Raw genomic sequence first — 24,733 nt, 5'->3', positions numbered from 1 at the left:
GGAAATCGCGGCCGCAGGCCGGCCTTGTATCGGTGCAGGGTAGCGCGGGCGGTTTTGCCGCCCGCGCCATCTGCCTACTGGATCACGGCGGTAGCCGTGGGCGCCAGCGTCTTGGCGTGGATTTTCGCCGCTCCGGCCTTGCCGATGACCGCCACGTCGAGGACGCAGGCATCGAGCAACGGACCTTTCTCGACACCGGCCCTGGCGCAGATCGCCTGGGCCAGCTTGGTCTGTTCCCGGTTGAGATCCTTGGCATAGAAGGGCTTGTCCGGGATTCCGGTCTTGACCTCCCTGCCGCACACCGAAAGCAGCGACGCATTGGGATCGACGCGCCAGCTCTCGGCATAGGGGTGATAGATCTCCTCGAAGGCGAAGGGTGTTTTCAGGATCCGGCCTTCCCGTGTCGCCAGCAGGCTGACATCGTTCTTCGGGTTGGCAAGCAGGCCTTCGACCTTCTCCGGCCATTGGCCGAGGCCGACCGTGACGTCGATGTAGTTCGGCGAATTCAGCGTCGCGACGACGGAATCGCCGCGCCCGTTCCTGATGATGTAGGTGTTTCCAGCCCACGTCACCTGGGCGCCGTCGGCGAGCGCCAGTCCGCGGCCGCGCGGCTTGACGGTCCTGCCGTCGACGACAAGCCTCTTCGGCCTGGCGCAGATGGCGACCGTGGTCTTGCCCAGTTGCGCGGCCACCGCGCTGTTCACGGCGGCGTTCGGCCATGTCGGCGCGCCGGAAACCTGGCGGCTCTGGACGACGAACTCCGGTCCGGCATCGGCCAGCACGAAGTCGCCTGAAGCCTGGAAGTCGTAGAGCAGGCCGCTGAACGTCGTCAGATGGGTGTCGCCGACGCCGGTCGCCGCACCGCAGTTCGACGGCGCGCCGCCGGCGCTGCTCGCGTTGAATATCAGCGCCGGCCCCGGCGCCGACGTTGCGGGAGCACCCGGCCCGAAGCTGAGATTGTTGGTCTCGGCGGTAAAACCCTGCGCGCTGCAGGTCGGCGCGGCGGTGCCGCCATTGATCACGCGGATGCGCGTGACCGCCGTTGTGCCGGCGCCGAAATTGGCTTGGCTCGAACAACAATCGCCGAAGATGTTGAACTCAGCCGTCGTCCACTGCGCCGCGAGGCTGACCACGCTGTCCGCCGCGGTTGCCGTGGCGGTGCCGCCAGGCGACGTCAGCACGACCGTGTCGGTGGTGTTCGACGCCGTGCCCTTCAGCGTCGTGCCTTGCAACTGCTTGGCGGTCACCGCGGCAGCGGACGTGCTTGCGGAGTTGAACCAGCAGCTGTTGCCGGACTGGTTCCATGTCGCCGACGGGCATGTCGGCCCGTAGTTGATCAGCCAATACTCCATGAAGACGCAGGGGCCGCTGCACTGGTTCTGCGAATAGATGAACTGCTCCCAGCCGATGCATCCGGCGTGGCTGTTGCAGGCCGGGGTCGAAAAGAACTGGCTGTTGATCTGCAGCGTAAAGGCATTCGCCTTGTTCGCGTTGCCGCCCCATGGTCCGGTCTCGGTGACGGTGGCCGGGGTGACGCTGTCGAAGCTGCCGATCGCCTGCGAGATCTTCGCGCCGGAGACAACGGCGGAAATGTCGTTGCCATTGCCGACGACGTTGGGCTTGAGCCCGCTGGCCGGCGGGTTCTGGAATTTCGACGGCTGGCCGCACGGCACTTCCTGCCATTCGAGACTGGGGTAGGTCGATTTGAAGCATCCCTTTTTCGGCACCGGGACCTGCGACATCGCATTTTGCCACTCGGTCCGCTTGCGCTGTTCCTCGAGGCTCAACACCGGCTCGGTTGACTTGGACGCCGCCTGCCCGGTCGGCTTCTTCGATTCAGCGCCGATGGCTGCACTGGAAAGCGGCGCGCTGAGCATGGCTGCCAGTGACAGCATGAGCAGCACGCCGTTCTTGAAGATCGAATGAGGTTTCATGGATCGCTCCTGGCGTTTGCTGGCGTCCTTCGACAGGCGCTCAGACAACTGGGCGTCAAAAGAAGCCACGCCAGAAAAATGACCTGGTAAGGACCTCCGCCGCCCAGATTTGACGCTAAGCTCAATTAGCTGTGATGAATGTAATATTCTTCACGTGTCGGAAGTACTGGCATCAACACTGCGTGCCGCGGCCGAAACCTCAAGAACTGATTGATTGTTCTGGATGAACCAGCGCCTCCAGAGCAATTCCAGGAAAAGTGTGAAACGGTTTTCCGTCCGGAATTGCGCAAAACAAGGCTCTAAACGCGCCCGATCCGCCGTACGATCATATAGACGATGCCCGCGATAATGACGGAGATTGCCGTCACCACCCAGAAGCCAAGCGGCGTGTCGACCAGCGGCAGCCCGCCGACATTCATGCCGAACAGGCCGGAGATGATGGTCATCGGCAGCAGCACCGCCGTCATGACCGAGAGGATGTAGAGCAACTGGTTCGAGCGCTCGGTCAGCTTGGCCATCAGCTCGTCCTGCAGCAGCCGCGTGCGCGCCTGCAACTGTTCGCCATCGTGATGCAGCGTTTGGGCCCGGTGCGACAGACGCGTGGCCATGTCGTTGATCGGGTCGGGCAGCTCGTCGCGATGCGCATGGTCGAGATGGCGGAAGAGGTTGGTCAGCGTCGCCATCTGCCGATGGATGATCACCAATTGCCGGCGTGCATCGACCAGCGCCTGCCGCTCGCTGTGCCAAGCGTCGACGACGATGCGATCCTCGATGCCGTCGAGCGTGTCGCCCATCTTGTTGAGCTCGGCCGCCATGCCGTCGAGCGACTGGCCCATCACCGCCTCGATCAGCTCGGCCGGCGTGCGGAATTTTCGCGTGCCGCTTTCGACCAGCTTGCGGATCTTGTCGACCGATTCCAGCGGCTGCTTGCGCGCGCCGACCAGCACCGTCTCGTTGAAGGCGAAGCGGAAATGGGTGAGCCCGCGCGCCTCGGCGAAATCATGCCTCAGGTCCGGCAGGTCGCCGTAGAGAAAATCATCCTCGAAGTCGATCTGGCAGCCATGGCTGGGCGATAGCAGCGCCTCGCGCACGGGTCCCGGCAGGGCCTGCTCGGCGCCGATTTCCTGGCGGGCGCGCATGTCGGTGATCTGGTAGCTGCGCCAGGTCCAATGCGCCTCGGCGGGATCCTTGGTGCGCGAACCGTCAGCCTTGAAATGATAGATGAAGAACAGCCCATGCTCGTCGGGCAGATAGGGCGACAGGTCTGTGCCTTCGGCGGGGAGGGCGACGTTCATGGGTCGTTTCGCCGGTCTCTGATGTGCCTTCGGTTTCTAGCACGAGCACCCCGCCTTGGTGTGACAGTTCCATGACCTCGCGCGTCCTGGATGGCAGGCCCCGGTGTCATCGCCCGTCATCGCCAATTTTGAGCATTTCAAAAATTCTTTCGAACCCCCGGGAATAAAGCCCGGGCCTTCCAGGTCTTGCTGTGTAGTGAGGCCATCCTCCCAAGGCACGCATCACCAACCCGGAAGGAATATTCACATGAACAAGATCATCTTCACCGCTCTCGCCGTCCTGGTTGCCACCGGCAGCGCCTTTGCCGGCAGCGACAACTTCTCGGCGAATGCCGGCCAGCAGACCGCTGCCGTCGACACCACCACCACTGCTTCCATTGCCGGGCCCGCCGGCCACGACATGCAGCCGGTGGCCAAGATTGCTGCGGATGAGCCCGGCCGGGGCATTTGGGGTCACTAGGCCGGTTGGACCGGCAAGTCCTCACCCAGGAGTCAGCACCATGGCTCCTGATCCCCGGTGGGACCGAAGGTCCTTACCCAGGAGTTCGGAAACCAAAGGTGGTGATCGCGGCGGGGAAGGCACGCCTCGCCGGGTCAAAACCGGAAGTCCCGATCTCCCCGGCGCCGGTCGGTCTTCAGTCGGCCGACCGGCTTCGGTTCCTCAGCCGGCGGAGGGTCGCACCGGGCCCTCCGCCATTCCCTGCATGTCGCCCAAAAGTGCGAAGCGGTTTTGGGGAAACGACATGCGGCAACCAACGAACCACAGCCTGAATCCGCAGCCACACGAAGCCACAAGAGGAGATTTCTGATGTTCAACATGACACGCCGCATGGTGCTTGGATCCGCCGCCGCCGCTGCTGCCTTCGGCATCGCCGGCAAGCTCGAATTCGCGCCGGCGGCTCATGCCGAAACGCCGGTCGAGCCGCTGGTCGGCTTCTACAAATACAAGGTCGGCGCGCTCGAGGTCACCGCCGTCTACGACGGTATCTGGCGCAAGCCGCACGACCCGGCCTTCATCAAGGACGTGTCGGTCGACGACACCAAGGCGGCGCTCGCCAAGGCCGGACAGACGACCGAATTCATGCCGATCCCGCTCACCGTCGTGGTGCTTCAGATGAACGGCCGCACCATCATGATGGATGCCGGCTCGGGCGTCGGCCAATGGCAGGCCAACGCCACGCATCTGCCGGCCAACATGAAGGCCGCAGGCATCGACTACAAGGCGATCGACACCATCATGATCTCGCATTTCCACCCCGACCATGTCTGGGGCCTGATGGAGAAGGGCACCAACAATCCGGTGTTCCCGAATGCCGAGTTGATCGTCAACGCCACCGAGTACAATTGGTGGACCGACCCGAGCCGCCTCGCCAAGCTGCCCGAAGGCCGCAAGCCGGCGGGCAAGCGCATCGCCGAAAACTTCCCGAAATGGAAGAACTGGAAGCTGGTCGATGACGGCACGGAAGTGGTGCCCGGCATCCGCATCATGGCCGCGCCCGGCCATACGCCTGGACACTCGGTCTACCATGTCGACGCCGGCTCCGAGCAGTTCCTCGTCTCGGCCGACACCATGTATGTGCCGGCGCTGCTTGCCCCGCATCCCGAATGGCAGGGCAGCTATGACCAGGACGGACCGATGGCGATCACCACGCGCCACAAGATCATCGACCAGGTGATCGCCGACAACGTCCGTATCTGCGGCTCGCACTTCCCGTTCCCCGGCACCGGCAGCTTCGTCAAGGACGGCAGCGCCTATGCCTTCACCCCAACCCAGATCTGAACTGAATCAGGTCTTCAACAGAAAGCGACAAACTCCGATGAAACATGCACTTTACGCGGTGCTTGGCGCCATTGCGGTGCTGACCGCGGCTCCGATCGCCATCGCCGTTCCGGCCTATGCCGTCGACGACGTCGAAGGCGCCGATGCGCCCGACCTGACGGCCGTCAAGGCCAAGCTCGACGCCAAGGACTACAAGGGCGCGCTGGCCGATCTGCGCGACCTGGCGCAGGACAACCAGCAGGCCGACGTCTACAATCTGCTCGGCTTCACGCTGCGCAAGACCGGCGACTTCACCACCGCGCTGACCTACTACAACAAGGCGCTTGAGCTGAAGCCCGACCACAAGGCCGCCCGAGAATATCTGGGCGAGCTCTATGTCGAGACCGGCGACATGGCCAAGGCCAACGAGCAACTGGCCTCGCTGCAGAAGCTGTGCCCGGCGGGCTGCGAGGAGCTGTCCGACCTCAAGGAGGCCATCGACACCAAGGTGACCAAATAGGGCTCTCTCGAGCGCCCTAGAGCAATTCCAGGAAAAGTGTGAAACGGTTTTCCGTCCGGAATTGCGTAGAAACAGGAGTTAGAGCGTTTCGCCGTTTCCGCGAAACGGCGAAACGCTCTAAGCGGAGCCGGCGGTTTCCTTCCCTCGCGCCGGTTCCGCACCCACAACAGGCGGTCGACACCAAGGTGGCGGCGTCAACAATACGGCCCGCATCGGCCGACTTTTGGGCGCCACGGCGGTAGCGCCCGAAAACCGGAGCCGGCGTCCTCTCCCTCGCGCCGGCTCCGACCCTTTCAACATCGAAGGCACGCAGGTGCGCGTCAGGACGCGTGGCGTCTGCCTGTTTCCAGAAACCGGAGCCGACCCATGACACCGATCGAACTCGCCGAAAGACTTCATGCCAGGGATGTGGTGCTGCTTGCCGGCCGCCTGCTCTTGTCGCTGATCTTCGTGCATGAAGGCGTCGAGCTGGCGACCCATTTCGAAGGCGCGCAAAAAGCGATGGCCGCGCTCGGCGTCGGCGCGCCGCTGCTGCTTGCCACCATCGCGCTGCAGCTCGGCGCCGGCCTGTCGGTCGCGCTCGGCGTCCTGGCGCGGCTCGGCGCACTCGGGCTCGGCCTGTTCTGCCTGATGACGGCGAGCCTTTTCCACACCAACTTCGCCAGCCAGAACGAGCTTCTGCATTTCGAGAAGGACCTGGCCATCGCCGGCGGCATGTTCATCCTGATGCTGACCGGCGCGGGTCGGTTCTCGGTGGACAGGGTGCTGATCGCGATGATGAAGAGCAGGGAAGGCGACGCCAAGAACGACAGCACGGCCGCGCCATCCGAGCCGCATCTGTCGACGGGCGTGACCAGCCTGCCGTTGTGACAGCGCCTGGTCGCCTCACAGCACGCTGGTAATCCCGCCATCGACCAGCAGCGTCTGCCCGGTCACGAAGCTCGCGGCGTCCGACGCCAGGAACACGGCGGCGCCGGCAAGTTCCTCCACATCGCCCCAGCGCCGCATCGGCGTGCGGCCCGTGAGCCAGGTCGAGAATGTCTCGTCGGCGACCAGGGCGGAATTCATCACGGTCTTGAAATATCCAGGCGCGATCGCGTTGACGCGCACGCCATACTGACCCCACTCGCCGGCCATCGACTTGGTCAGCATGGTGATGGCGCCCTTGGCCGCGGCGTAAGGCGCGATCGAGGGGCGGGCGAGCACGCTCTGCACTGACGAGACGTTGATGATCGAGCCCTTGCGACGCGCAATCATGCCCTTCACGGCAGCGCGGCTGACCTTGAAGACGCCGTCAAGATTGGTCGCCATCAGCGCGTCCCAGTCGGCGTCGGAAAAAGTTTCGAGCGGCGCGCGGCGCTGGATGCCGGCATTGTTGATCAGGATGTCGATCGGGCCGATGCCGGTTTCCACCGCGGCAATCGCTTGGTCGACCGACTGCGTGTCGGTGACATCGATCAACGATTCCGCGATGTCGTGGCCCTCGGCGCGCAGGCGGTCGCCGGCTTCCTTGAGCTCGTCGGCCTTGCGGCCGCCGATGGTGACGCGCGCGCCGGCGCCGGCGAGCGCTTCGGCGAAGGCAAGTCCCAGCCCGCGGCTGGCGCCGGTGATGAAGGCATGCCTGCCTTCGAGGCCGAACAGGCGGCCGAGATAATCAGTCGAATGCAATTTGCACCTTCATCGATTTCGATTTGTCGCTCGCCAGCTCGAAGGCCTTGCGCGCCTCGGTAAGCGGCAGCGTGTCGCTGAGCAGCGGCGCGACATCGATCCGGCCCGAGCCGATCAGGTCGACGGCAAGAGCGAACTCGGTGTCGAAGCGGAAGCTGCCCTTCAACTGGATTTCCTTGGTGACGATCATCGAAATCGACAGCTCGGCCGTCGCGCCCTGGCCGACGGTCACCAACGTGCCGCGCGGCTTGATGACAGGCAAGGCGCTCGCCACCGTGGCACCTTGTCCAGCGGCTTCGAAGACGACATCGAAATGGCCTTTGTTGCCGGCGAAGTCGTTCATCGCATCGGGATGGGCGCCGACATTGATCGTGCGGTCGGCGCCGGCTTTTGTCGCGTAGGCGAGCGGCTTGTCCTGCACGTCGGTGACGACCACCTCGCGCGCGCCGGCAAAGCGTGCGGCCAGCACCAGCAGCGTGCCGATCGGCCCGGCGCCCATGATCAGCACCCGGCTGCCATAGACCGGCGCCTGGGCCACCGCATGCAGCGTGACGGCCAGCGGCTCGGCAAAGGCGCCGGCGGTTGGGTTGGAGCCGTTGGCCAGGGGCACGGCGTTTTCGGCGCGGCAGACGAGGTGTTCGGCAAAGCCGCCCTGCACATGCGGCGTGCGCATGGCCGAACCGAGGAAGCGCATGTCGAGGCAGTGGATCGGCTGTCCGGTACGGCAGAAGGCGCACACCCCGCACGGGTTGGCCGGGTTGACCGCAACCGCCGTGCCGATAGCTGGGCCGGAAACGCCAGCGCCCAACGCCTCGATGCGGCCGGCGATCTCATGGCCGAGGATCATCGGCTCCTTCATGCGCACGGCGCCGAAGCCGCCATGGCGGAAATAATGCAGGTCCGAGCCGCAGATGCCGCCGCGCGTAATGCGCACCAGCACCTCGCCAGGCCCAGGCGAGGGAACCGCGCGCTCTTCGACATGAAGGTCGAGCGGCTGGCGCAGCACCACCGCGCGCATCGAGGACATGGGCGACAAACCGGCTCTCCGCTGCTCGTCCGTTGCCAAGGGCTAGCAGGAAAGCGGAGCGTGTTTCAACCATTCATCCGACAAATCAGACCACGTGCGTAAGGCGATTGGAGCGCGGGGCTCCTGTCCGGCCTTTCGCCCTCCGTATCGGAGCATCCAGCGACGCTCCGGAGCGAGACGCCCGCGCCTGTTCAAATCTTTGCGAGGATGGATCGGTCACAGGCCGTGCCATGCCAGTTGAATCGCGCCGGGTCGAGATATACCGGGCAGTGGCGCGGCACCTGCCGTCGGCGACGGCCCTGTCGCCTAAGGCATTGTTGGCATTCGTCATCAAGCTCTATGAGCAACGCTGACCTGGCAGAAGATTTCGTTGCCAAACAGGCATCTCGAATTGCTTTATTGCGGCCGAAAGATGGCCTTAACCCATTCAATTTGTTACAGGAATTTAATGTGTCGCAGAATTGCGCGCTAAATTCCGCACGCCTATGCTTCAGGCAGGATCGCGGGTCTTGTGGCTGCCTTTGGCACAGCGCGATCGGTGATGGTTCAGCCACCTTGCGCGACGAACCGTCGTGGATGCGGTTCGAGGAAAGGTTGAGAAAAGTGGACGACGAAGTCGTCAGCCGGCGCAAGCCCCGCGGCGCGCCCGTGCCGCCCACCGAACCCGTGACCGAGGTCCGGCCTGCGGTCGCGCGCCGCTCCCGGCGTGGCTGGATTGTTGCCTTGCTTATCGTCGTGGCGGCGGCCGGCGTCGTGTACTGGCTGCATCCCTTCCACGCTCAGCAGGAAAGCGGGCGCAGGGGCGGCCGTTTCCGTAACGCCGATCAGGCGCAGCCGGTTGCCGTCGCGCCGGTGACGCAAGCCGATATCCCGATCGTCCTCGAAGCGCTCGGCACCGTCACCTCGCTGTCGACCGTCACGGTGCGCACGCAGGTCAGCGGCCAGATCACCGGGATCGGCTTCACCGAGGGCCAGAACGTCAAGAAAGGCGATTTTCTTGCCCAGATCGACGACCGCAGCCTGATGGCGTCGCTGCATCAATTGCAAGGGCAGTTACAGCGCGACCAGGCGCTGCTTGCCGACGCCAAGCTCGATCTCGACCGCGACTTGAAGGTGAGTTCAAACGCCGTCACCCAGCAGGCGGTGGACTTGCAACGCGCCACGGTACAGTCGGACGAGGGCACGGTCGTCTCCGACCAGGCGCAGATCGAGGCCGTTCAGGTCAACATCGCCAACAGCCATATTACGGCGCCGGCCGACGGCCGCATCGGCCTGCGCCTCGTCGACCAGGGCAATTACGTCACGTCGGGCGACGCCACGGGCATTGCGGTGATCACGCAGATGCAGCCGATCTCGGTGCTGTTCTCGCTGCCAGAAGATAGCCTTGCCGCGGTGCTGGAGCAGACGCATGGCAATGCCGCGCTCAAGGCCACATTGTTCGACCGCAACGACAGCAAGCAGATCGCCGACGGCACGCTGCAGACGATCGACAACCAGATCGATCCGACCACCGGCACGGTTAAGCTGCGCGCCGTCTTCGCCAATGCCGACGGTGCGCTCTATCCCAACCAGTTCGTCAACGTGCATCTTCTGGTGCGCACGCTGACCGGCGTCACCGTGCTGCCCAATGCCGCCATCCAGCACGGCGCTCCTGGCACCTTTGTCTATCAGCTGAACGACGACGACACCGTTTCGGTGAAGACCGTTTCGCTCGGACCGGGCAACGCCACCGTCACACAACTGCTCTCCGGCCTGGCGCCGGGCGCCAGGGTCGTCGTCGATGGCGTCGACCGGTTGAAGGATAGCGCCAAGGTCACCGTGCCCGACAATGCTGCGCCAGCTGCCGGGGCCGCGCCGGCCGCCGGCGCAGCTGGCGCCGCGCAGCCGCAGGCGACAGGCACAGGCAACGCTCCGGCGGCCAATCCCGGCGCCACGCCCGCCGCCAATGCCGCCAACCCGCCCGCCGCGAATTCTGGTAATGCTCCAGCGGCATCGGATGGCCAGGGCTCGGCGGGGCAGGGGACGGACGCATCGGGCGACGCCTCCGGCCAGAAGCATCACCGCCATCATCGCCGTGACGGTAACGCGAACGGCAATGCCGGCGGCAGCGGCAATGGCGGCGGCAGCGGCGAAGGCCAATGAACGCGCCGAGCGGTCTTGTCTCCGGCTGGCTGAACCCGTCGCGGCCGTTCATCCTGCGGCCGGTGGCGACGACGCTGATCATGGCGACCATCCTGATCGTCGGCATGATCGCCTATCTCTTCCTGCCGCTGTCGGCCCTGCCTGAGGTCGACTACCCGACGATCCAGGTGCAGACCTTCTATCCCGGCGCCAGCCCCGAGGTGATGACCACCTCGGTCACGGCGCCGCTCGAGCGCCAGTTCGGCCAGATGCCCGGGCTGGAGCAGATGTCTTCGGGCAGCTCCGCCGGCGCGTCCGTGATCACGCTGCGCTTCAGCCTTGATCTCAGCCTCGACATCGCCGAGCAGGAGGTGCAGGCGGCGATCAACGCGGCCGGCAACCTGTTGCCCGCCGACCTGCCGGCGCCGCCGATCTACGCCAAGGTCAATCCGGCCGACGCGCCGATCCTGACCTTGGCCATCACCTCAAAAACGCTGCCGCTGACCGATGTCGAGAACTATGCCGAGACACGGCTGGCGCAGAAGATCTCGCAGCTGCCCGGCGTCGGCCTGGTCTCGATCTCCGGCGGCCAGCGCCCCGCCGTGCGTGTGCAGGTCAAGCTCAAGGCGTTGGCCGCCATGGGCCTCAACATCGACGATCTGCGCACCACCATCGGCACGCTCAACGTCAATACGCCGAAGGGCAGCTTCGACGGCCCGGCGCGCTCCTACACCATCAACGCCAACGACCAGATCAGCGACGCCAAGACCTATGCCGATATGGTCATCGCCTATCGCAACGGGGCACCGGTGCGGCTGGGCGAGGTGGCCGATATCATCCAGGGGCCGGAGAATTCGAAGCTGGGCGCCTGGGAAAACCGCACGCCGGCGATCATCCTCAACATCCAGCGCCAGCCGGGCGCCAATGTCATCCGCGTCGTCGATTCCGTGAAGGCGCTGCTGCCGCAGTTGCGGGCCGGCCTGCCGGCGGCGCTCAGCGTCGAGCCGCTGACCGACCGCACCACCACCATCCGCGCCTCGGTCGATGACGTCGAGTTCGAGCTGGCGATGGCGGCACTGCTTGTCGTGCTCGTCACCTTCCTGTTCCTGCGCAACATCCCGGCAACGATCATTCCGAGCCTGTCGGTGCCGCTGTCGCTCGTCGGCACCTTCGCGGTGATGTATCTGTGGGGCTTCAGCCTCGACAATCTGTCCTTGATGGCGCTGACCATCGCTTCCGGCTTCGTCATCGACGACGCCATTGTCATGATCGAGAACATCTCGCGCTTCATCGAGCACGGCGACGATCCGGTCACGGCCGCGCTCGAAGGCTCGGCCCAGATCGGCTTCACCATCATCTCGCTCACCGTCTCGCTGATCGCCGTGCTGATTCCATTGCTCTTCATGGGCGACGTCGTCGGCCGCCTGTTCCACGAATTCGCGATCACGCTGGCGATCGCCATCGTCATCTCGGCGATCGTCTCGCTGACGCTGGTGCCGATGCTGTGCGCCAGGCTGTTGAAGCCGCCGGCGGAGCGCAAGCGGGGCGCGTTGGCCCGGCGCAGCGAGGCTGGCTTCGAGGCGATCGCCAACGGCTATGGCGCGGCACTGCGCTGGGTGCTCGACCGCCAGGCGCTGACGCTGCTGGTCGCGGTCCTGACGCTGGCGCTTACCGTCTATCTCTACATCGCCATCCCGAAGGGCTTCTTCCCGGTGCAGGACACCGGCGCGATCTCGGCGATCACGGAAGCCGCGGGCTCGACCTCCTATGCCGACATGGCCACGCACCAGCAGGCGCTGGCGGATGTGATCCTCAAGGATCCGGACGTTGCCAGCCTGTCGTCCTTCATCGGCGTCGACGGCCAGAACATGACCGCCAACAGCGGCCACATGCTGATCAATCTGAAGCCGCGCGACGAGCGCGCCGACGACGCCAGCACCATCATCCGACGGCTGACGCGGGAAACCGCCCGGGTCACCGGCATAGCGCTGCACATGCAGCCGGTGCAGGATTTGAGCGTCGATTCCACGACAAGCGCCGCGCAATACCAGTATGTGCTGCAGGATTCCGATCCGGTCGAGCTGGCGGCATGGACGACGAAACTCACGGAACGGCTGGCGGCGCTGCCCGGGCTTGCCGATGTCGCGAGCGACGCCGAGCAGAGCGGGCTTGCGGTCGACGTCACCATCGATCGCGCCACCGCGGCGCGCTTCGGCATCACGCCGGCGACGGTCGACAACGCGCTCTACGACGCCTTCGGCCAGCGCATCATCTCCACCATTTTCACCCAGTCGAACGAATACCGCGTCATCCTGGAAGCCGATCCATCGGTCGGCCAGACGCCGGCATCGCTGGGCTCGATCTATTTGCCGTCGTCGAGCGCCGGGCAGGTGCCGCTGTCCTCAATCGCCACGATCACCGTGCGGCAGGCGCCGCTCTTGGTAAACCATCTGGCGCAGTTCCCGGCCGCGACCATCTCCTTCAACCTCGCGCCCGGCGCTTCGCTTGGCGATGCCACCGCGGCGATCACCAAGGCCGAGCAGGATCTTCAGCCTCCGGCCGGCCTGACCACCGGTTTCCAGGGCGCTGCCCTTGCGCTGCAGAGCTCGCTCTCCAACGAGCTGCTTCTGGTGCTGGCGGCGGTCGCCACGGTCTATGTCGTGCTCGGCGTGCTCTATGAGAGCTTCATCCATCCGCTGACCATTCTCTCGACCTTGCCGTCGGCAACCGTCGGCGCGCTGGTCGCGCTGATGCTGGCCGGTCATGATCTCGATATCATCGGCATCATCGGCATCGTGCTCTTGGTCGGCATCGTTAAGAAGAACGCCATCATGATGATCGACTTCGCGCTGCAGGCCGAGCGCTTGCAAGGTCTTTCCCCGCGCGAGGCGATCTACGAGGCGAGCCTGCTCAGACTGCGCCCAATCCTGATGACGACGTTTGCCGCGCTCTTCGGAGCGCTGCCGCTGCTGGTCGGTGGTCTCGCCGGCTCGGAGCTGCACCAGCCGCTCGGCATCACCATCGTCGGCGGGCTGATCGTCAGCCAGGTGCTGACGCTGTTCACCACGCCGGTCATCTACCTGGCTTTCGACCGGCTGACGCGGCGCGATATCGGCGCGTTAGAAGCACGCCCGGGCGGGCAGGTGCCGTGAACCTCTCGGCGCCGTTCATCGCGCGGCCGGTCGCCACCACGCTGCTCGCGATCGGCCTCGCCGCCGCCGGGCTGATCGCCTATTTCAACCTGCCGGTAGCACCTTTGCCCAAGGTCGATTTCCCGACCATCTCGGTGCAGGCCTCGATGGCCGGCGCCAGTCCCGACACGATGGCGACCGATGTCGCTGCACCGCTCGAGCGCCATCTCGGCCAGATCGCCGGCGTCTCCGAAATGACCTCGCGCTCGGGCACCGGCTCGACCAATGTTGTGCTGCAATTCGACCTCGACCGCGACATCAACGGGGCCGCGCGGGACGTTCAAGCCGCCATCAACGCCGCGCGCGCCGACCTGCCGTCGGACCTGCGCAGCAATCCGACCTATCGCAAATACAATCCCGCCGACGCCCCGGTGATGATCCTGGCGCTGACCTCGCGCACGCTGACCCCTGGCCAGCTCTATGATGCCGCCGCGACCGTGCTGCAGCAGCGCCTGTCGCAGGTCGAGGGTGTCGGCAATGTCGATCTCGGCGGCTCCTCGCTGCCGGCGGTGCGCGTCGAGCTCAACCCCGGCGCGCTGTTCCACTACGGCATCGGCCTGGAGGACGTGCGCGCCGCCCTTGCCTCGGCCAATGCGCGCAGCCCGAAAGGTTTTGAGGAAGACGGCGCGCTGCGCTACCAGCTCTACACCAACGATCAGGCTAGCCATGCCGCCGACTTCCGCGACCTTGTCATCGCCTGGCGCAACAACGCGGCGGTGCGTCTAAGCGACGTTGCCGACGTCGAGGATTCCGTCGAGGACGTGCGCAATCTCGGCCTCGCCAATGGCGAGCCGGCGGTGCTGCTGGTCCTCTACCGCGAGCCCAATGCCAACATCATCGACACGGTCGACCGCATACGCTCGCTCGTCCCGACGCTGCAGGCTTCGGTGCCGGCCGATGCGCGGCTGAGCATCGCCACCGACGGCTCGACCACCATCCGCGGCTCGCTGCACGACACCGAGCTGACGCTGGTGCTGGCGGTGCTGCTGGTCATCCTGGTGGTGTTCTGTTTCCTGCGCGACTGGCGCGCCGCACTGATCCCGAGTGTGGCGCTCGTCGTCTCGATCCTCGGCACGTTCGGCGCCATGTATCTGCTCGGCTTCACGCTCGACAATCTGTCGCTGATGGCGCTCACCATCGCCACCGGCTTCGTCGTCGACGATGCGATCGTGGTGCTGGAAAACATCACACGCCACATCGAGGACGGCATGCCGCGCGGCCAGGCGGCGCTAGTCGGGGCCAAGGAAGTCGGCTTCACGGTGCTGTCGATGAGCGCCTCGCTGGTCGCCGTCTTCCTGCCGATCCTCTTGATGGGCGGCATCGTCGGCCGCCTGTTCCAGGAATTCGCCCTGACCTTGTCGCTATCGATCGCGATTTCGCTGGTGCTGTCGCTGACCCTGACGCCGATGATGTGCGCGTATTTCCTGCGCCCCGCCTCCAATCCCTCGGCAAGCCGTTCGTTCCTTGCCCGCTTTGGCGAAGGCGTCTTCGAGCGCGTACGCGCCGGCTACGGGCGCTCGCTCGCCTGGTCGCTCGACAATGGCGGCATCATGCTGGTCGTGCTTCTCGCCGCTGTCGTGCTCAACGTCTATCTCTACACGATCGTGCCCAAAGGCTTCTTCCCGCAGCAGGATACCGGCGAGCTGATCGGCGGCCTGCGCGCCGACCAGGCGATTTCCTTCCAGCTGATGCGGCAGAAATTCGAACAGTTGGAATCGATCCTGAAGAGCGATCCGGCGGTCCAGAATGTGGTCGGCTATATCGGCGGCCGGCAGACCAATTCCGGTTTCGTCCAGGTCGCGCTGAAGCCGAAGGGCGAGCGCGCGCCGCTGCAGGTGGTGCTGACGCGGCTACGCGCGCAGCTCGGGCAACTGCCTGGAGCGCAGCTCTTCCTCAACCCGCGCCAGGAGATCAGGGTCGGCGGCCGCCAGAGCCTGGCGACCTACCAGTACACGCTGCAGGCCGATGCCGTCGCCGATCTCGATGAATGGACGCCGAAGCTCGTCGATCTCCTGAAGAAGGCGCCGGAGCTTGCCGACGTCAATTCCGACCGCGACGAGGCCGGGCTTGAAACCAACATTACCGTCGACCGCGAAAGCGCCTCACGGCTCGGCCTGACACCGGCCAGCATCGACGCCACGCTCTACGACGCCTTCGGCCAGCGCCAGGTGTCGACGATTTTCAACGCCCGCAACCAGTACCATGTCGTCATGGAAGTGGCGCCGCGCTATCTGCAGGACCCGAGCGCCTTGAACGGCATCTATGTCAGCACCTCCGGCGCCAAGGCCAGCGGCACGCAGGCGACGAACGCGCTGGCCGGCAGCCTGAACAACTCGCTGCGGAACCAGGCGACCAATGCCATCGCCGTCACCGGCCATGGCAGCGCCTCGAGCGGTTCGGCCGTCAGCACGTCCACCGAAAAAATGGTGCCTTTGGCCGCCTTCAGCACCTACGGGCCGGCGACCATGCCGCTCTCGGTCAGCCATCAGGGCCATTTCGTCGCCACGACCATTTCCTTCAACCTTGCCGATGGCGCCACGCTCGGCGATGCCTCGGCGGCGATCGACCGCGCCATGGCCGAGCTGAAAATGCCGGTCTCGATCCACGGTGCGCTGGCCGGCACCGCGCTCGCCTTCCGCGCCAATCTGCTCAACGAATTGCTGCTGATCGCCGCCGCCCTTGCCACGATCTATGTCGTGCTCGGCGTGCTCTACGAGAGCTATGTGCACCCGATCACCATCCTGTCGACGCTGCCTTCGGCCGGCATCGGCGCGCTCTTGGCGCTCATCGTCACCGGCATGGAGTTCGACGTGATCTCGCTGATCGGCATCATCCTGTTGATCGGCATCGTCAAGAAGAACGCCATCATGATGATCGACATGGCGCTGCAGGCCGAGAGGCTGGAAGGGCTCTCGTCCCGCGCGGCCATCCATAAGGCAAGCATCCAGCGCTTCCGGCCGATCATGATGACGACTTTTGCGGCACTGCTCGGCGCGCTGCCATTGGCGATCGAAACCGGCACCGGCGCGGAATTGCGCCAGCCGCTCGGCGCCGCGATCGTCGGCGGCCTCATCGTCTCGCAGCTCTTGACGCTCTACACCACGCCGGTCGTCTATCTCTATCTCGACCGCCTGAGCGTCCGGCGGCCATCACTGCGCTTCGCGCCGGCGGAGTGAGTTATTCGCCCACGATGCGTTGGTGCACGCGGCCGAGGCTCTCCGTGAATGCGTCGAACAGGCCGCGCTCGGTCAGCTCGCGCAGCACCTGCTCGTTGATGCCGCCGCGCGTCGCATAATCCTGCGACAGATGCATGAAATCGGCGTCCGGGACCGTATCCGGCGCATTGGCCAGCGCCTTGAAGATGCTGGTGATGTAGTCGCGGCTCTTGTCGCCAGCCACGCCTTGACCCCGCACCCAGGCGTCGATCGTGTCGAGATATTTGAAATAGCTCGCATAGGTCGCGGTGACGACGCTGAGCGCGTCGAACTCGCTTTGGTCCTCGACCTCGATCACCACCGCCCAGCCTGGCGAAGAACGCAACCATGTCCGGGTCCGGCGGGCAGACGAGCGTCGCGCCCTGCAGCCGCGCGATCATCGGCATGGGCAAGGCCTTGGTCACATGCGCTGCCGGCGCCACGAGCGCGGCGATCTCCTCGCGCGACACGGTGGCGATCAGGCTGACGACGTGATGGTCTGGCCGGAACCGCAACTCCCGCAGAACCTCCCGCGCGATCTGCGGCCGCACCGCCAGCATCACGGTGTCGCAGTCGTCGAGCACCGCCTGGTTGTCGCCGGCGACGCGCACATCCGGGTAGCGCGCGGCAAGGTCGGCCGCGAGCTCCTCGTTGCGCAGCGAGACCACCACCGGCGTCGTCTCGCCCAGCAGCGATTTCAGGCCGGTGACAATCGCCGCGCTCAGCGCGCCCGTGCCGACAAAGCCAAGTTTCATAGTGGTTGCGCCCTGGTTTAGATCGCCGCCGACAATAGCGACAGCTCGGTTTTGGGCAAGGGAGGGCAATAGGATATGGCGGTGCCAGCCCCCACTCTGTCTCGGCTTCGCCGATCCGCCTCTCCCCCATGTCCATGGGGTAGAGGAAACCCAAGCTTTCGAAAGCCGCGACCTTGGCGATTGGCATTTCCTCTCCCTCCACGAATGTGGGGAGAGGTGGCTCGGCGAAGCCGAGACGGAGTGGGGGAGCGCCCTATGTGATTGCCCTACCGGCCGGAGGAGCGCCAGCGGCGACACGACTTGCGGCCGGATAGACGCGAAAACTAGTCGCGGCCGTTACGCGCAATTAAGGCGCGGCAGCTACAGTCGATTGTATTCGTTCTGCTCGTCTTGCTGGCGGTGCTGGTCGCGCTGTCGGCAACGCCCTTTCCAGGCGCGATGATCGGCTTTTTCTTCGGCATTGCCGTTGCCTTCTTCGTCGCCGGGCCGGCCATGTTGATCGGCAAGCAGCTTGAGCAAGCCGGCATGCCCGTGAGCGGCACGGCGGCTGTCTGGGCGTTGGCCGGCCTCTATGCATTGTTCCTGCTTGCCGCGGCGTTCCAGATATGGCGTCGGCTACGGCAGCAGAACCCGGATCAGGCGCGATCGGCCGGGCTGCGGCTGGCGCTGATGATCGCGCTGCCCTCGATCGCCTGGCTCTCCGTGAACGCGATGCAGGATGCCTGGCCCTGAGGCTGTCGCAACGCCCGTCACGACAGCCCGTACCGCAAGCTTTAGCGCTTCGGACCGAAGCCGGGGTAGGGGCTGAGGGGAACCACGGAGGCGATGTCCATCATGCCGGCCTCGACCAGCGGCAGCGTGGCAAGATGGCCGCGCACTTCCTTCTCGTCGGCGGCCTCGAACATCATGCCGCTGCCGGGAATGTCGCCCCGGTTCCAGATCTGGCGCACCGCGCCCTGCGCGTAGAGCGTCTTGCGCTGCTCGGACTCCGGCGGCAGCAGCGGGGCGAAATCGGCGTCGCTGAACTTCTGGGTATTGCGGGTAAGCAGGGCAAAGAACTGCATTGCGGTCTCCTGTGTGGTGGGTTGATGCGAGGAGATATCGCGCCGGCTGGCCAGACTGTCCAAGACTGATTAGGCTATAATCGAGACCTATAAGGTCTTGAACTGCCGGAGTGGAAAATGCTCGACCTGCGCCAAATCCGTTATTTCGTCGCCGTCGCCGAGGCCGGCAATGTCGGCCGCGCCGCGCAGCAATTGCACATCTCGCAGTCGCCCTTGAGCCGGCAGATCATGCAACTGGAGGAGCAGCTCGGCGCTGCCTTGTTCGAGCGCGCCAGGCAGCGCGTTCACCTCAATGCCGAGGGCAGGGCCTTCCTCACCGAAGCCCGCGCGCTGCTTGCCAACGCCAGGCGATTGGAGGAGCTCGGCCGCAATCTCGCCAGTGGCGCCACCGGCAGCCTTGCCATCGGCTATGTCGAAGGCGCGGTGCATGCCGGGCTGGTTGCGGCGATGCTGCGCGAGTTCCGCCGCGAGCGGCCGGATTTCCATCTGCAACTGCGGAGCCTGCGCTCGGCCACGCAGTTCGAGCAATTGCGAAGCCGGGAGCTCGATCTCGGCTTCGTCTATGCGCCCGCGCCGGAAGGCGATCCGGACATCGACAGCATGCTGGTCAGGCGCGAGCCGCTGGTGCTGGCGATGCCGCAAAGCGACCCGCTGGCCGATGTCGCTGAGATCCTGCCTGGCCATCTCGACGGCCGTGTCTGGATCACCGTCGTGCGCCAGCCCGACGACACCAACCGCGCGCCGTTCCTCGCTGCCTGCGCCAGAGCCGGTTTCCTGCCCGACATCGCCTATGAAACCGCCGATCCGCTGACCTCGCTCGGCCTGGTCAGCGCCGGCCTCGGCCTTGCGACGGTGCAGCAGAGCCTGCGTTCAGCAGCGCCGCCCGGCATCGTCTTCCGCGACCTGCCCTGGTTCGGCCGCAACGTGTCGATGCATCTGGCATGGCGAAGGCAGGATCGAAGGGCGGTGATTGAGGGGTTGAGGAGGGCAGTGGGAGTAGGGGAGTAGGGGAGTAGGGCAGTAGGGCAGTAGGGCAGTAGGGGCAGTAGGGGCAGTAGGGCAGTAGGGGCAGTAGGGCAGGCTTCCAAGCATTCACATACTGCCTTACTGCCCTACTGCCTTATTCCCCTACATTTTATCGATCACCGCCCGCACCCCTTCCGTCGGCGCGTCGACCGACGAGCCCGCCACCATGATGGCGGCGACGATGGCTTCGGGGTCGTCTACGACCAGCGGCTTCACCCGATGCGCGGTGTGGATGAAGCCTTCGCCCGCCATGTGGTCGAGAAGCGCGGTCATCGGGTCCCAGAAACCCTTGACGTTGGCGAAGACGATCGGCTTGCGGTGATGGCCGAGCTGGCCCCAGGTCATGATCTCGAAGATTTCCTCGGCCGTGCCGATGCCGCCCGGCAGCGCCACAAAGGCGTCCGATTTCTCGAACATCTTGTGCTTGCGCTCGTGCATGTTGTCGGTGATCAGCAACTCGTCGAGCTTGTCGAGCGCGGTTTCGGTCGCTTCCTTGTTGATCAGGAAGCGCGGGATGATGCCGGTTACCTTGCCGCCGGCCTTGAGCGCGCCCTCGGCAACGGCGCCCATGATGCCCTTGGTGCCGCCGCCATAGACGAGCCGCAATCCGGATTTGGCGAGCGAGCGTCCAAGCAGATGGCCGGCCTTGACATAAGCCTCATCACGGCCCGGAGACGAGCCGCAATAGACGCAAACGGATCGAATCGTGTTCATGAGGATCATTGGTGATAGGGGCGGTTGGCCGGGTCAAGTCCGGTCAAGGGCTTTTTCTTGTGAGCGTGGAAAAAACACGTTAGAGCAATTTCAGGAAAAGTGCGTAGCGGTTTTCCGTTGGGAATTGCGCCAAAACAAAGAGTTAGAGCGTTTCACCGTTGCTCTGAAGCGGCAAAACGCTCAAAACCGGGCGTTAGGTGGCTAAGGGGGCATAAAACATATGGCTATCAATCCTTCTAAGGCGTTTTTGTTCGCGGCGGGCGGTGTCGCCGTCGTCGCGGCGGTCGCCTACGGGTCGGGCGCGCTCGATCCCTACATTCACAAGCCGGCGCAGATCGCCGCACTGCCGCAAACCGACACCAAACCGGCTCAGTCCAGCACCACGACCGAGGCGCGCCTGCCGGCGCCCGCCAACACCATGGCGCCCGCGAACAATGCGATGGCGCCGGCCGCGACCGCTCCGGCGGCGTCTTCGTCCGCCGCGCCCGCCGCTCAGGCGCCTGCCGCCGCAGGTCTGGCGCTGCCGAGCTTCGATGTCGTGCGCGTCGAAAGCAATGGTTCGATCGTCGTCGCCGGCAATGCCGCGCCCAACGCCAAGGTGGAGATCCTGAGTGGCGGAACCGCGCTCGGCTCGACCGTATCCGGCCCTGACGGCGCCTTCGCCATCGTGCTCGACGATCCGCTGAAGCCCGGCGACTACACGATCACCTTGCGCCAGACGGTCGGCGGTACCGCCGTCGCCTCGGCGCAGACCGCGGTCGTCTCGGTGCCGCAGAGCTCGACCGGCCAGGTGCTGGCAATGGTCGAGGAGCCGGGCAAGGCATCGCAACTGATCACCGTTCCGCAGGCCGAGACCAAGCCGGCAGCCCCGGCGGCCGCCGACCAGGCGGCTGCTCCGGCGGCACAGGCTCCGGCAACGACCGCGCTGGCCGCGGCCCCCGCGGCAACGGCGCCGGCCGCAACCAGCCAGGCCGCCGCTCCGGCAACGGCTGCGCCTGTCGCGGCCACAGCCGAACCCAAGATCGCCGTCGAGGCGGTCGAGATCGACGGCAGCAAGATCTTCGTCGCCGGCACGGCCGATCCGGGCCGCAAGGTGCGCGCCTATGCCGACGCCATCCTGCTCGGCGATGCACGGACCTCGCCAGACGGCCACTTCCTGATCGAGGCGAAGCGCGACATCCCGGTCGGCAATTACACCATCCATGTCGATGGCCTCGACAATGACGGCGTCAAGGTCATCGCCCGCGCCGCCGTGCCGTTCGAGCGCGAGCCCGGCGAGTCCGTTGCCGCAGTCGCCCCAGGCGCGACGAAGCCGAGCGAGACCAAGGCGGCCGCAACCCAGCCTACGGAAACAAAGACCGCCGAAACCACCGCGACGGCTGAAGCTGTCAAGCCGGCTCCCGCCGCTGAGGCTCCAGCCAAGACAGCGGAAGCCAAGCCCGCGACCGACGTGCCTGAGACAACGGCGCCGAAGCTCGAACATGCCGACAGCGCCGTCATCATCCGCCGCAACGACACGCTCTGGCGCATCTCGCGTCGCGTCTACGGCCATGGCGTGCGCTACTCGACCATCTACCTCGCCAACCAGGACCAGATCCGCGATCCTGACCGCATCTGGCCGGGCCAGGTGTTCAAGGTGCCCTCCAAGTCCAAGGAAGGCGAGGACGCCGACATGAAGTCCATGGGCGAGCAGGCAACCGGGGCGCCGACGAAGACGGAGTAGCGCTGCCTGATCTCCCCCTCGAGGGGAGATGGCCGCGGAGCGGCCAGAGGGGGCCCTCGCGCATGAAGCGCCAACGCCCTTGCTCGCAGATGGGTCGGCGCTCTACGTGAGACGACCCCCTCTGTCGCCTTCGGCGACATCTGCCCCTCAAGGGGAGATTGTCCGCGCTACCCATCCGCCTAGCTTGCCCAATCCCGCTCCATCGTCTATCGGCGATGGACGATGACCGAATCCCCTGAAGCCCGCTGCGGCAGCGACAGTCACGCCATGGCGCTCCGCCTGGCCGCGCTCTCGCATCCCGCACGTATCGAAATCCTGAAGCGGTTGTCGGCCAGCCACTGCTGTTCCTGCCGTGAAGTGGTCGATCACCTCGATCTCGCCCAGTCGACCGTCTCGCAGCATCTGAAAGTGCTGGTCGATGCCGGGCTTGTCCGCTTCGAGGCCGATCGGCAGCGCTCGCGCTATGCCGTCGACCATGCAGCGCTTGCCGGCGTGTCGGCCTCGCTGACCCAACTCGTCGCTACCTGCTGCGCGACTCCCGGATAGAGCATGATGTCATCCGAAAACCGCTCCGCACTTTTCGGCATCATGCTCTGCTGCCGCTGACACTCTCACCCAAAAGGCAAGACTAGTGGCCGAAAAGACCGTATCCGCCGAAGCCGACACGCTGACCACATTGCGCAATCTCTGGCCCTATATGTGGCCGGCCGACCGCGCCGATCTCCGAGCCCGCGTCACCTGGGCGACCTTGCTCCTGGTCGTCGCCAAGGTGACGCTGGTCGCCGGTCCGTATTTCTTCAAATGGGCGACCGACGCGCTGGCCCACGCGTCGAAAACGCCGCCGCCGCTGCCGGCCTTCCTGCTGGCGCCGGTAGCGCTGGTCATCGCCTACAATGTGCTGCGTCTGATCCAGCTCGGCTTCAACCAGCTGCGCGACGCGCTGTTTGCCCGTGTCGGCCAGTATGCGGTGCGCCAGCTCGCCTTCCGCACCTTCGTCCATATGCACCAGCTGTCGCTGCGCTTCCATCTCGAGCGCCGCACCGGCGGCCTGTCGCGCATCATCGAGCGCGGCACCAAGGGCATCGAGACGATCGTGCGCTTCATCATGCTGAACACGGCGCCGACCATCCTCGAATTCGCGCTGACGGCCGGCATCTTCGCCTTCACCTATGGCTGGAGATACGTGGCCGTGGTCGCCGTTACCGTCGCGCTCTATGTCTGGTTCACCGTCAAGGCGAGCGACTGGCGCATCTCGATCCGCCGCGACATGAACGACAGCGACACCGACGCCAACACCAAGGCGATCGACTCGCTGCTCAATTTCGAGACGGTCAAATATTTCACCAACGAAGCCATGGAGGCCGCGCGCTTCGACCGCTCGATGGCGCGCTACGAGAGCGCCGCCACGAAGACCTGGACCTCGCTCGGCTGGCTGAACTTCGGCCAGGGCGTCATCTTCGGGGTGGGCACCGTCGTCGTCATGTGCATGTCGGCGCTGGAAGTGCAGGCCGGCACGCAGACGGTTGGCGATTTCGTCTTCATCAACGCCATGCTGATGCAGCTTTCGGTGCCGCTCAACTTCATCGGTTTCATCTATCGCGAAATCCGCCAGGGCCTGACCGATATCGAGCATATGTTCGACCTGCTCGACGTGCCCCAGGAGATCGTCGACAAGCCGGATGCCATGCCGTTGAAGGTGAGCGCCGGCAAGGTCGAGTTCCGCGACGTGCATTTCTCCTACGACGCGAACCGCAAGATCCTGAAAGGCGTCTCCTTCGAGGTGCCGGCCGGCAAGACGGTGGCGATCGTCGGCCCGTCCGGCGCCGGCAAGTCGACCATCTCCAGGCTTCTGTTCCGCTTCTACGACGTGCAGTCCGGCCATGTGCTGATCGACGGCCAGGATGTCCGCGATGTCACGCAGGCGAGCCTGCGCGCCGTGCTCGGCATGGTGCCGCAGGACACCGTGCTGTTCAACGACACGATTGCCTACAACATCCGCTACGGCCGCGTCGGCGCCAGCGAGGACGAGGTGCGCAAGGCGGCCGAGCTCGCCCAGATCGGGCCGTTCATCGACAAGCTGCCCGAAGGCTACCGTTCGATGGTCGGCGAGCGCGGCCTGAAACTGTCCGGCGGCGAGAAGCAGCGCGTGGCGATCGCCCGCACCATCCTCAAGGCGCCGCCGATCCTGATGCTGGACGAGGCGACCTCGGCGCTCGACAGCCACACCGAGCAGGAAATCCAGGCAGCCCTCGACCTCGTCAGCAAGGGCCGCACCACCATCGTCATCGCCCACCGGCTGTCGACGGTGATCTCGGCCGACGAGATCATCGTGCTGAAGGACGGCCAGATCGCCGAGCGCGGCACCCACGCCGCGCTGCTCGCCAGGCACGGCCTTTACGCCTCGATGTGGGACCGCCAGCGCGAAGCCACAGAAGCCGAAGAACGCCTGCGCATCGCGAGGAGGGCGACGAGCTGGGCGTTGTCGTACGGAGACGCACGTCGGAGGTGAGCTAGCGCTTCTTCCTTCTCCCTTGTGGGAGAAGGTGTCGCCGCAGGCGACGGATGAGGGGTGTTCCAGGGAACGCCAACGCCTCACTCCGCTGGAACACCCCTCATCCGTCTCGGCGCTAGCGCGCCGATCCACCTTCTCCCACAAGGGAAGAAGGAAGAGGCGCCCGCCAAAAATCCCCCTTGACCTCAACTTACCTTGAGCTTGCAAACCGACTCCGAGCCGCCTGCCAA

General features: G+C 65.3%; 20 protein-coding genes and 2 pseudogenes. 14 read left to right on the top strand and 8 right to left on the bottom strand.

The window, feature by feature from the left end; all coding sequences use genetic code 11:
* Window positions 1-74: 74 nt before the first annotated feature.
* Complete coding sequence (locus tag ACVDG8_RS06555) at window positions 75-1,934, bottom strand: hypothetical protein (protein WP_447253985.1); 1,860 nt, start codon at window positions 1,932-1,934, stop codon at window positions 75-77.
* Window positions 1,935-2,233: 299 nt separating this feature from the next.
* Window positions 2,234-3,229: a transporter gene (locus ACVDG8_RS06550; RefSeq protein WP_447253984.1), complete on the bottom strand. Its 996-nt coding sequence runs from the start codon at window positions 3,227-3,229 to the stop codon at window positions 2,234-2,236.
* Between the two features lie 247 nt (window positions 3,230-3,476).
* Between ACVDG8_RS06550 and ACVDG8_RS06545 the strand changes: the two genes are divergently transcribed.
* The 4 genes from ACVDG8_RS06545 (at window position 3,477) to ACVDG8_RS06530 (ending at window position 6,378) form a co-directional block, all read left to right on the top strand.
* A complete protein-coding gene (locus ACVDG8_RS06545) occupies window positions 3,477-3,689 on the top strand; it encodes a DUF680 domain-containing protein (protein ID WP_447253983.1) in 213 nt (70 codons plus the stop codon).
* Window positions 3,690-4,037: 348 nt separating this feature from the next.
* Window positions 4,038-5,009: an MBL fold metallo-hydrolase gene (locus ACVDG8_RS06540; protein WP_447253982.1), complete on the top strand. Its 972-nt coding sequence runs from the start codon at window positions 4,038-4,040 to the stop codon at window positions 5,007-5,009.
* Window positions 5,010-5,046: 37 nt separating this feature from the next.
* A complete protein-coding gene (locus tag ACVDG8_RS06535; RefSeq protein WP_447253981.1) occupies window positions 5,047-5,508 on the top strand; it encodes a tetratricopeptide repeat protein in 462 nt (153 codons plus the stop codon).
* A gap of 366 nt (window positions 5,509-5,874) precedes the next feature.
* Window positions 5,875-6,378, top strand: a complete 504-nt coding sequence (locus ACVDG8_RS06530) for a DoxX family protein (RefSeq protein WP_447253980.1) — start codon at window positions 5,875-5,877, stop codon at window positions 6,376-6,378.
* A gap of 15 nt (window positions 6,379-6,393) precedes the next feature.
* On the opposite strand, the gene ACVDG8_RS06525 is transcribed toward ACVDG8_RS06530, so the two are convergent.
* Together ACVDG8_RS06525 and ACVDG8_RS06520 are read right to left on the bottom strand one after the other, a co-directional pair.
* Window positions 6,394-7,176, bottom strand: a complete 783-nt coding sequence (locus tag ACVDG8_RS06525) for a glucose 1-dehydrogenase (protein ID WP_447253979.1) — start codon at window positions 7,174-7,176, stop codon at window positions 6,394-6,396.
* Window positions 7,163-8,194 (bottom strand): L-idonate 5-dehydrogenase, encoded by a 1,032-nt coding sequence (locus tag ACVDG8_RS06520; protein WP_447257249.1) that lies wholly within the window; start codon window positions 8,192-8,194, stop codon window positions 7,163-7,165. Before ACVDG8_RS06520 ends, ACVDG8_RS06525 begins: the two co-directional genes overlap by 14 nt.
* 239 nt (window positions 8,195-8,433) lie before the next feature.
* Here ACVDG8_RS06520 and ACVDG8_RS06515 point away from each other — a divergent pair, with 239 nt between their 5' ends.
* From ACVDG8_RS06515 to ACVDG8_RS06500, 4 genes are all read left to right on the top strand, one after another.
* Entirely contained in the window at window positions 8,434-8,556 is a 123-nt protein-coding gene (locus ACVDG8_RS06515) for a hypothetical protein (protein WP_447253978.1), read from the top strand.
* A 250-nt stretch (window positions 8,557-8,806) separates the two neighbouring features.
* On the top strand, window positions 8,807-10,345 hold the full coding sequence (locus tag ACVDG8_RS06510) for an efflux RND transporter periplasmic adaptor subunit (RefSeq protein ID WP_447253977.1): 1,539 nt from the start codon (window positions 8,807-8,809) through the stop codon (window positions 10,343-10,345).
* A 29-nt stretch (window positions 10,346-10,374) separates the two neighbouring features.
* Window positions 10,375-13,476, top strand: coding sequence for a multidrug efflux RND transporter permease subunit (locus ACVDG8_RS06505; RefSeq protein ID WP_447257248.1), 3,102 nt, complete (start codon window positions 10,375-10,377; stop codon window positions 13,474-13,476).
* Complete coding sequence (locus ACVDG8_RS06500; RefSeq protein ID WP_447253976.1) at window positions 13,473-16,691, top strand: efflux RND transporter permease subunit; 3,219 nt, start codon at window positions 13,473-13,475, stop codon at window positions 16,689-16,691. Before ACVDG8_RS06505 ends, ACVDG8_RS06500 begins: the two co-directional genes overlap by 4 nt.
* A gap of 1 nt (window position 16,692) precedes the next feature.
* On the opposite strand, the gene ACVDG8_RS06495 is transcribed toward ACVDG8_RS06500, so the two are convergent.
* On the bottom strand, window positions 16,693-17,055 hold the full coding sequence (locus tag ACVDG8_RS06495; RefSeq protein WP_447257441.1) for a hypothetical protein: 363 nt from the start codon (window positions 17,053-17,055) through the stop codon (window positions 16,693-16,695).
* 2 nt (window positions 17,056-17,057) lie between these two features.
* Between ACVDG8_RS06495 and ACVDG8_RS06490 the strand changes: the two genes are divergently transcribed.
* Complete coding sequence (locus ACVDG8_RS06490) at window positions 17,058-17,204, top strand: hypothetical protein (protein WP_447257440.1); 147 nt, start codon at window positions 17,058-17,060, stop codon at window positions 17,202-17,204.
* Between the two features lie 38 nt (window positions 17,205-17,242).
* On the opposite strand, the pseudogene ACVDG8_RS06485 reads toward ACVDG8_RS06490, so the two are convergent.
* Window positions 17,243-17,464, bottom strand: a pseudogene (locus ACVDG8_RS06485) (NAD(P)-binding domain-containing protein); the annotation flags it as partial.
* Window positions 17,465-17,854: 390 nt separating this feature from the next.
* On the opposite strand from ACVDG8_RS06485, the gene ACVDG8_RS06480 reads away from it, so the two are divergent.
* On the top strand, window positions 17,855-18,196 hold the full coding sequence (locus ACVDG8_RS06480) for a hypothetical protein (RefSeq protein WP_447253975.1): 342 nt from the start codon (window positions 17,855-17,857) through the stop codon (window positions 18,194-18,196).
* Between the two features lie 41 nt (window positions 18,197-18,237).
* Here ACVDG8_RS06480 and ACVDG8_RS06475 read toward each other — a convergent pair whose 3' ends face one another.
* Complete coding sequence (locus ACVDG8_RS06475; protein WP_447253974.1) at window positions 18,238-18,528, bottom strand: muconolactone Delta-isomerase family protein; 291 nt, start codon at window positions 18,526-18,528, stop codon at window positions 18,238-18,240.
* 117 nt (window positions 18,529-18,645) lie between these two features.
* On the opposite strand from ACVDG8_RS06475, the gene ACVDG8_RS06470 reads away from it, so the two are divergent.
* Entirely contained in the window at window positions 18,646-19,536 is an 891-nt protein-coding gene (locus ACVDG8_RS06470) for a LysR substrate-binding domain-containing protein (RefSeq protein ID WP_447253973.1), read from the top strand.
* 120 nt (window positions 19,537-19,656) lie between these two features.
* Here ACVDG8_RS06470 and ACVDG8_RS06465 read toward each other — a convergent pair whose 3' ends face one another.
* Complete coding sequence (locus ACVDG8_RS06465; protein WP_447253972.1) at window positions 19,657-20,268, bottom strand: LOG family protein; 612 nt, start codon at window positions 20,266-20,268, stop codon at window positions 19,657-19,659.
* Window positions 20,269-20,488: 220 nt separating this feature from the next.
* Here ACVDG8_RS06465 and ACVDG8_RS06460 point away from each other — a divergent pair, with 220 nt between their 5' ends.
* From ACVDG8_RS06460 to ACVDG8_RS06450, 3 genes and pseudogenes are all read left to right on the top strand, one after another.
* Complete coding sequence (locus ACVDG8_RS06460) at window positions 20,489-21,991, top strand: LysM peptidoglycan-binding domain-containing protein (protein WP_447253971.1); 1,503 nt, start codon at window positions 20,489-20,491, stop codon at window positions 21,989-21,991.
* Between the two features lie 222 nt (window positions 21,992-22,213).
* Complete coding sequence (locus tag ACVDG8_RS06455) at window positions 22,214-22,537, top strand: ArsR/SmtB family transcription factor (protein WP_447253970.1); 324 nt, start codon at window positions 22,214-22,216, stop codon at window positions 22,535-22,537.
* An 85-nt stretch (window positions 22,538-22,622) separates the two neighbouring features.
* A pseudogene (locus tag ACVDG8_RS06450) lies at window positions 22,623-24,505 on the top strand (ABCB family ABC transporter ATP-binding protein/permease).
* The last annotated feature ends 228 nt before the right edge of the window (window positions 24,506-24,733 follow it).

Source organism: Mesorhizobium sp. ORM8.1 (genome assembly GCF_053005525.2).
This window is presented reverse-complemented; position numbering and strand designations above follow the sequence as displayed.

Coding starts and splice junctions, on each gene's coding strand:
- ACVDG8_RS06555 (WP_447253985.1), bottom strand. CDS start 1,934: ATGAAACCTCATTCGATCTTCAAGAACGGCGTGCTGCTCATGCTGTCA.
- ACVDG8_RS06550 (WP_447253984.1), bottom strand. CDS start 3,229: ATGAACGTCGCCCTCCCCGCCGAAGGCACAGACCTGTCGCCCTATCTG.
- ACVDG8_RS06545 (WP_447253983.1), top strand. CDS start 3,477: ATGAACAAGATCATCTTCACCGCTCTCGCCGTCCTGGTTGCCACCGGC.
- ACVDG8_RS06540 (WP_447253982.1), top strand. CDS start 4,038: ATGTTCAACATGACACGCCGCATGGTGCTTGGATCCGCCGCCGCCGCT.
- ACVDG8_RS06535 (WP_447253981.1), top strand. CDS start 5,047: ATGAAACATGCACTTTACGCGGTGCTTGGCGCCATTGCGGTGCTGACC.
- ACVDG8_RS06530 (WP_447253980.1), top strand. CDS start 5,875: ATGACACCGATCGAACTCGCCGAAAGACTTCATGCCAGGGATGTGGTG.
- ACVDG8_RS06520 (WP_447257249.1), bottom strand. CDS start 8,194: ATGCGCGCGGTGGTGCTGCGCCAGCCGCTCGACCTTCATGTCGAAGAG.
- ACVDG8_RS06515 (WP_447253978.1), top strand. CDS start 8,434: ATGCCAGTTGAATCGCGCCGGGTCGAGATATACCGGGCAGTGGCGCGG.
- ACVDG8_RS06490 (WP_447257440.1), top strand. CDS start 17,058: ATGTCCGGGTCCGGCGGGCAGACGAGCGTCGCGCCCTGCAGCCGCGCG.
- ACVDG8_RS06475 (WP_447253974.1), bottom strand. CDS start 18,528: ATGCAGTTCTTTGCCCTGCTTACCCGCAATACCCAGAAGTTCAGCGAC.
- ACVDG8_RS06470 (WP_447253973.1), top strand. CDS start 18,646: ATGCTCGACCTGCGCCAAATCCGTTATTTCGTCGCCGTCGCCGAGGCC.
- ACVDG8_RS06465 (WP_447253972.1), bottom strand. CDS start 20,268: ATGAACACGATTCGATCCGTTTGCGTCTATTGCGGCTCGTCTCCGGGC.
- ACVDG8_RS06460 (WP_447253971.1), top strand. CDS start 20,489: ATGGCTATCAATCCTTCTAAGGCGTTTTTGTTCGCGGCGGGCGGTGTC.
- ACVDG8_RS06455 (WP_447253970.1), top strand. CDS start 22,214: ATGACCGAATCCCCTGAAGCCCGCTGCGGCAGCGACAGTCACGCCATG.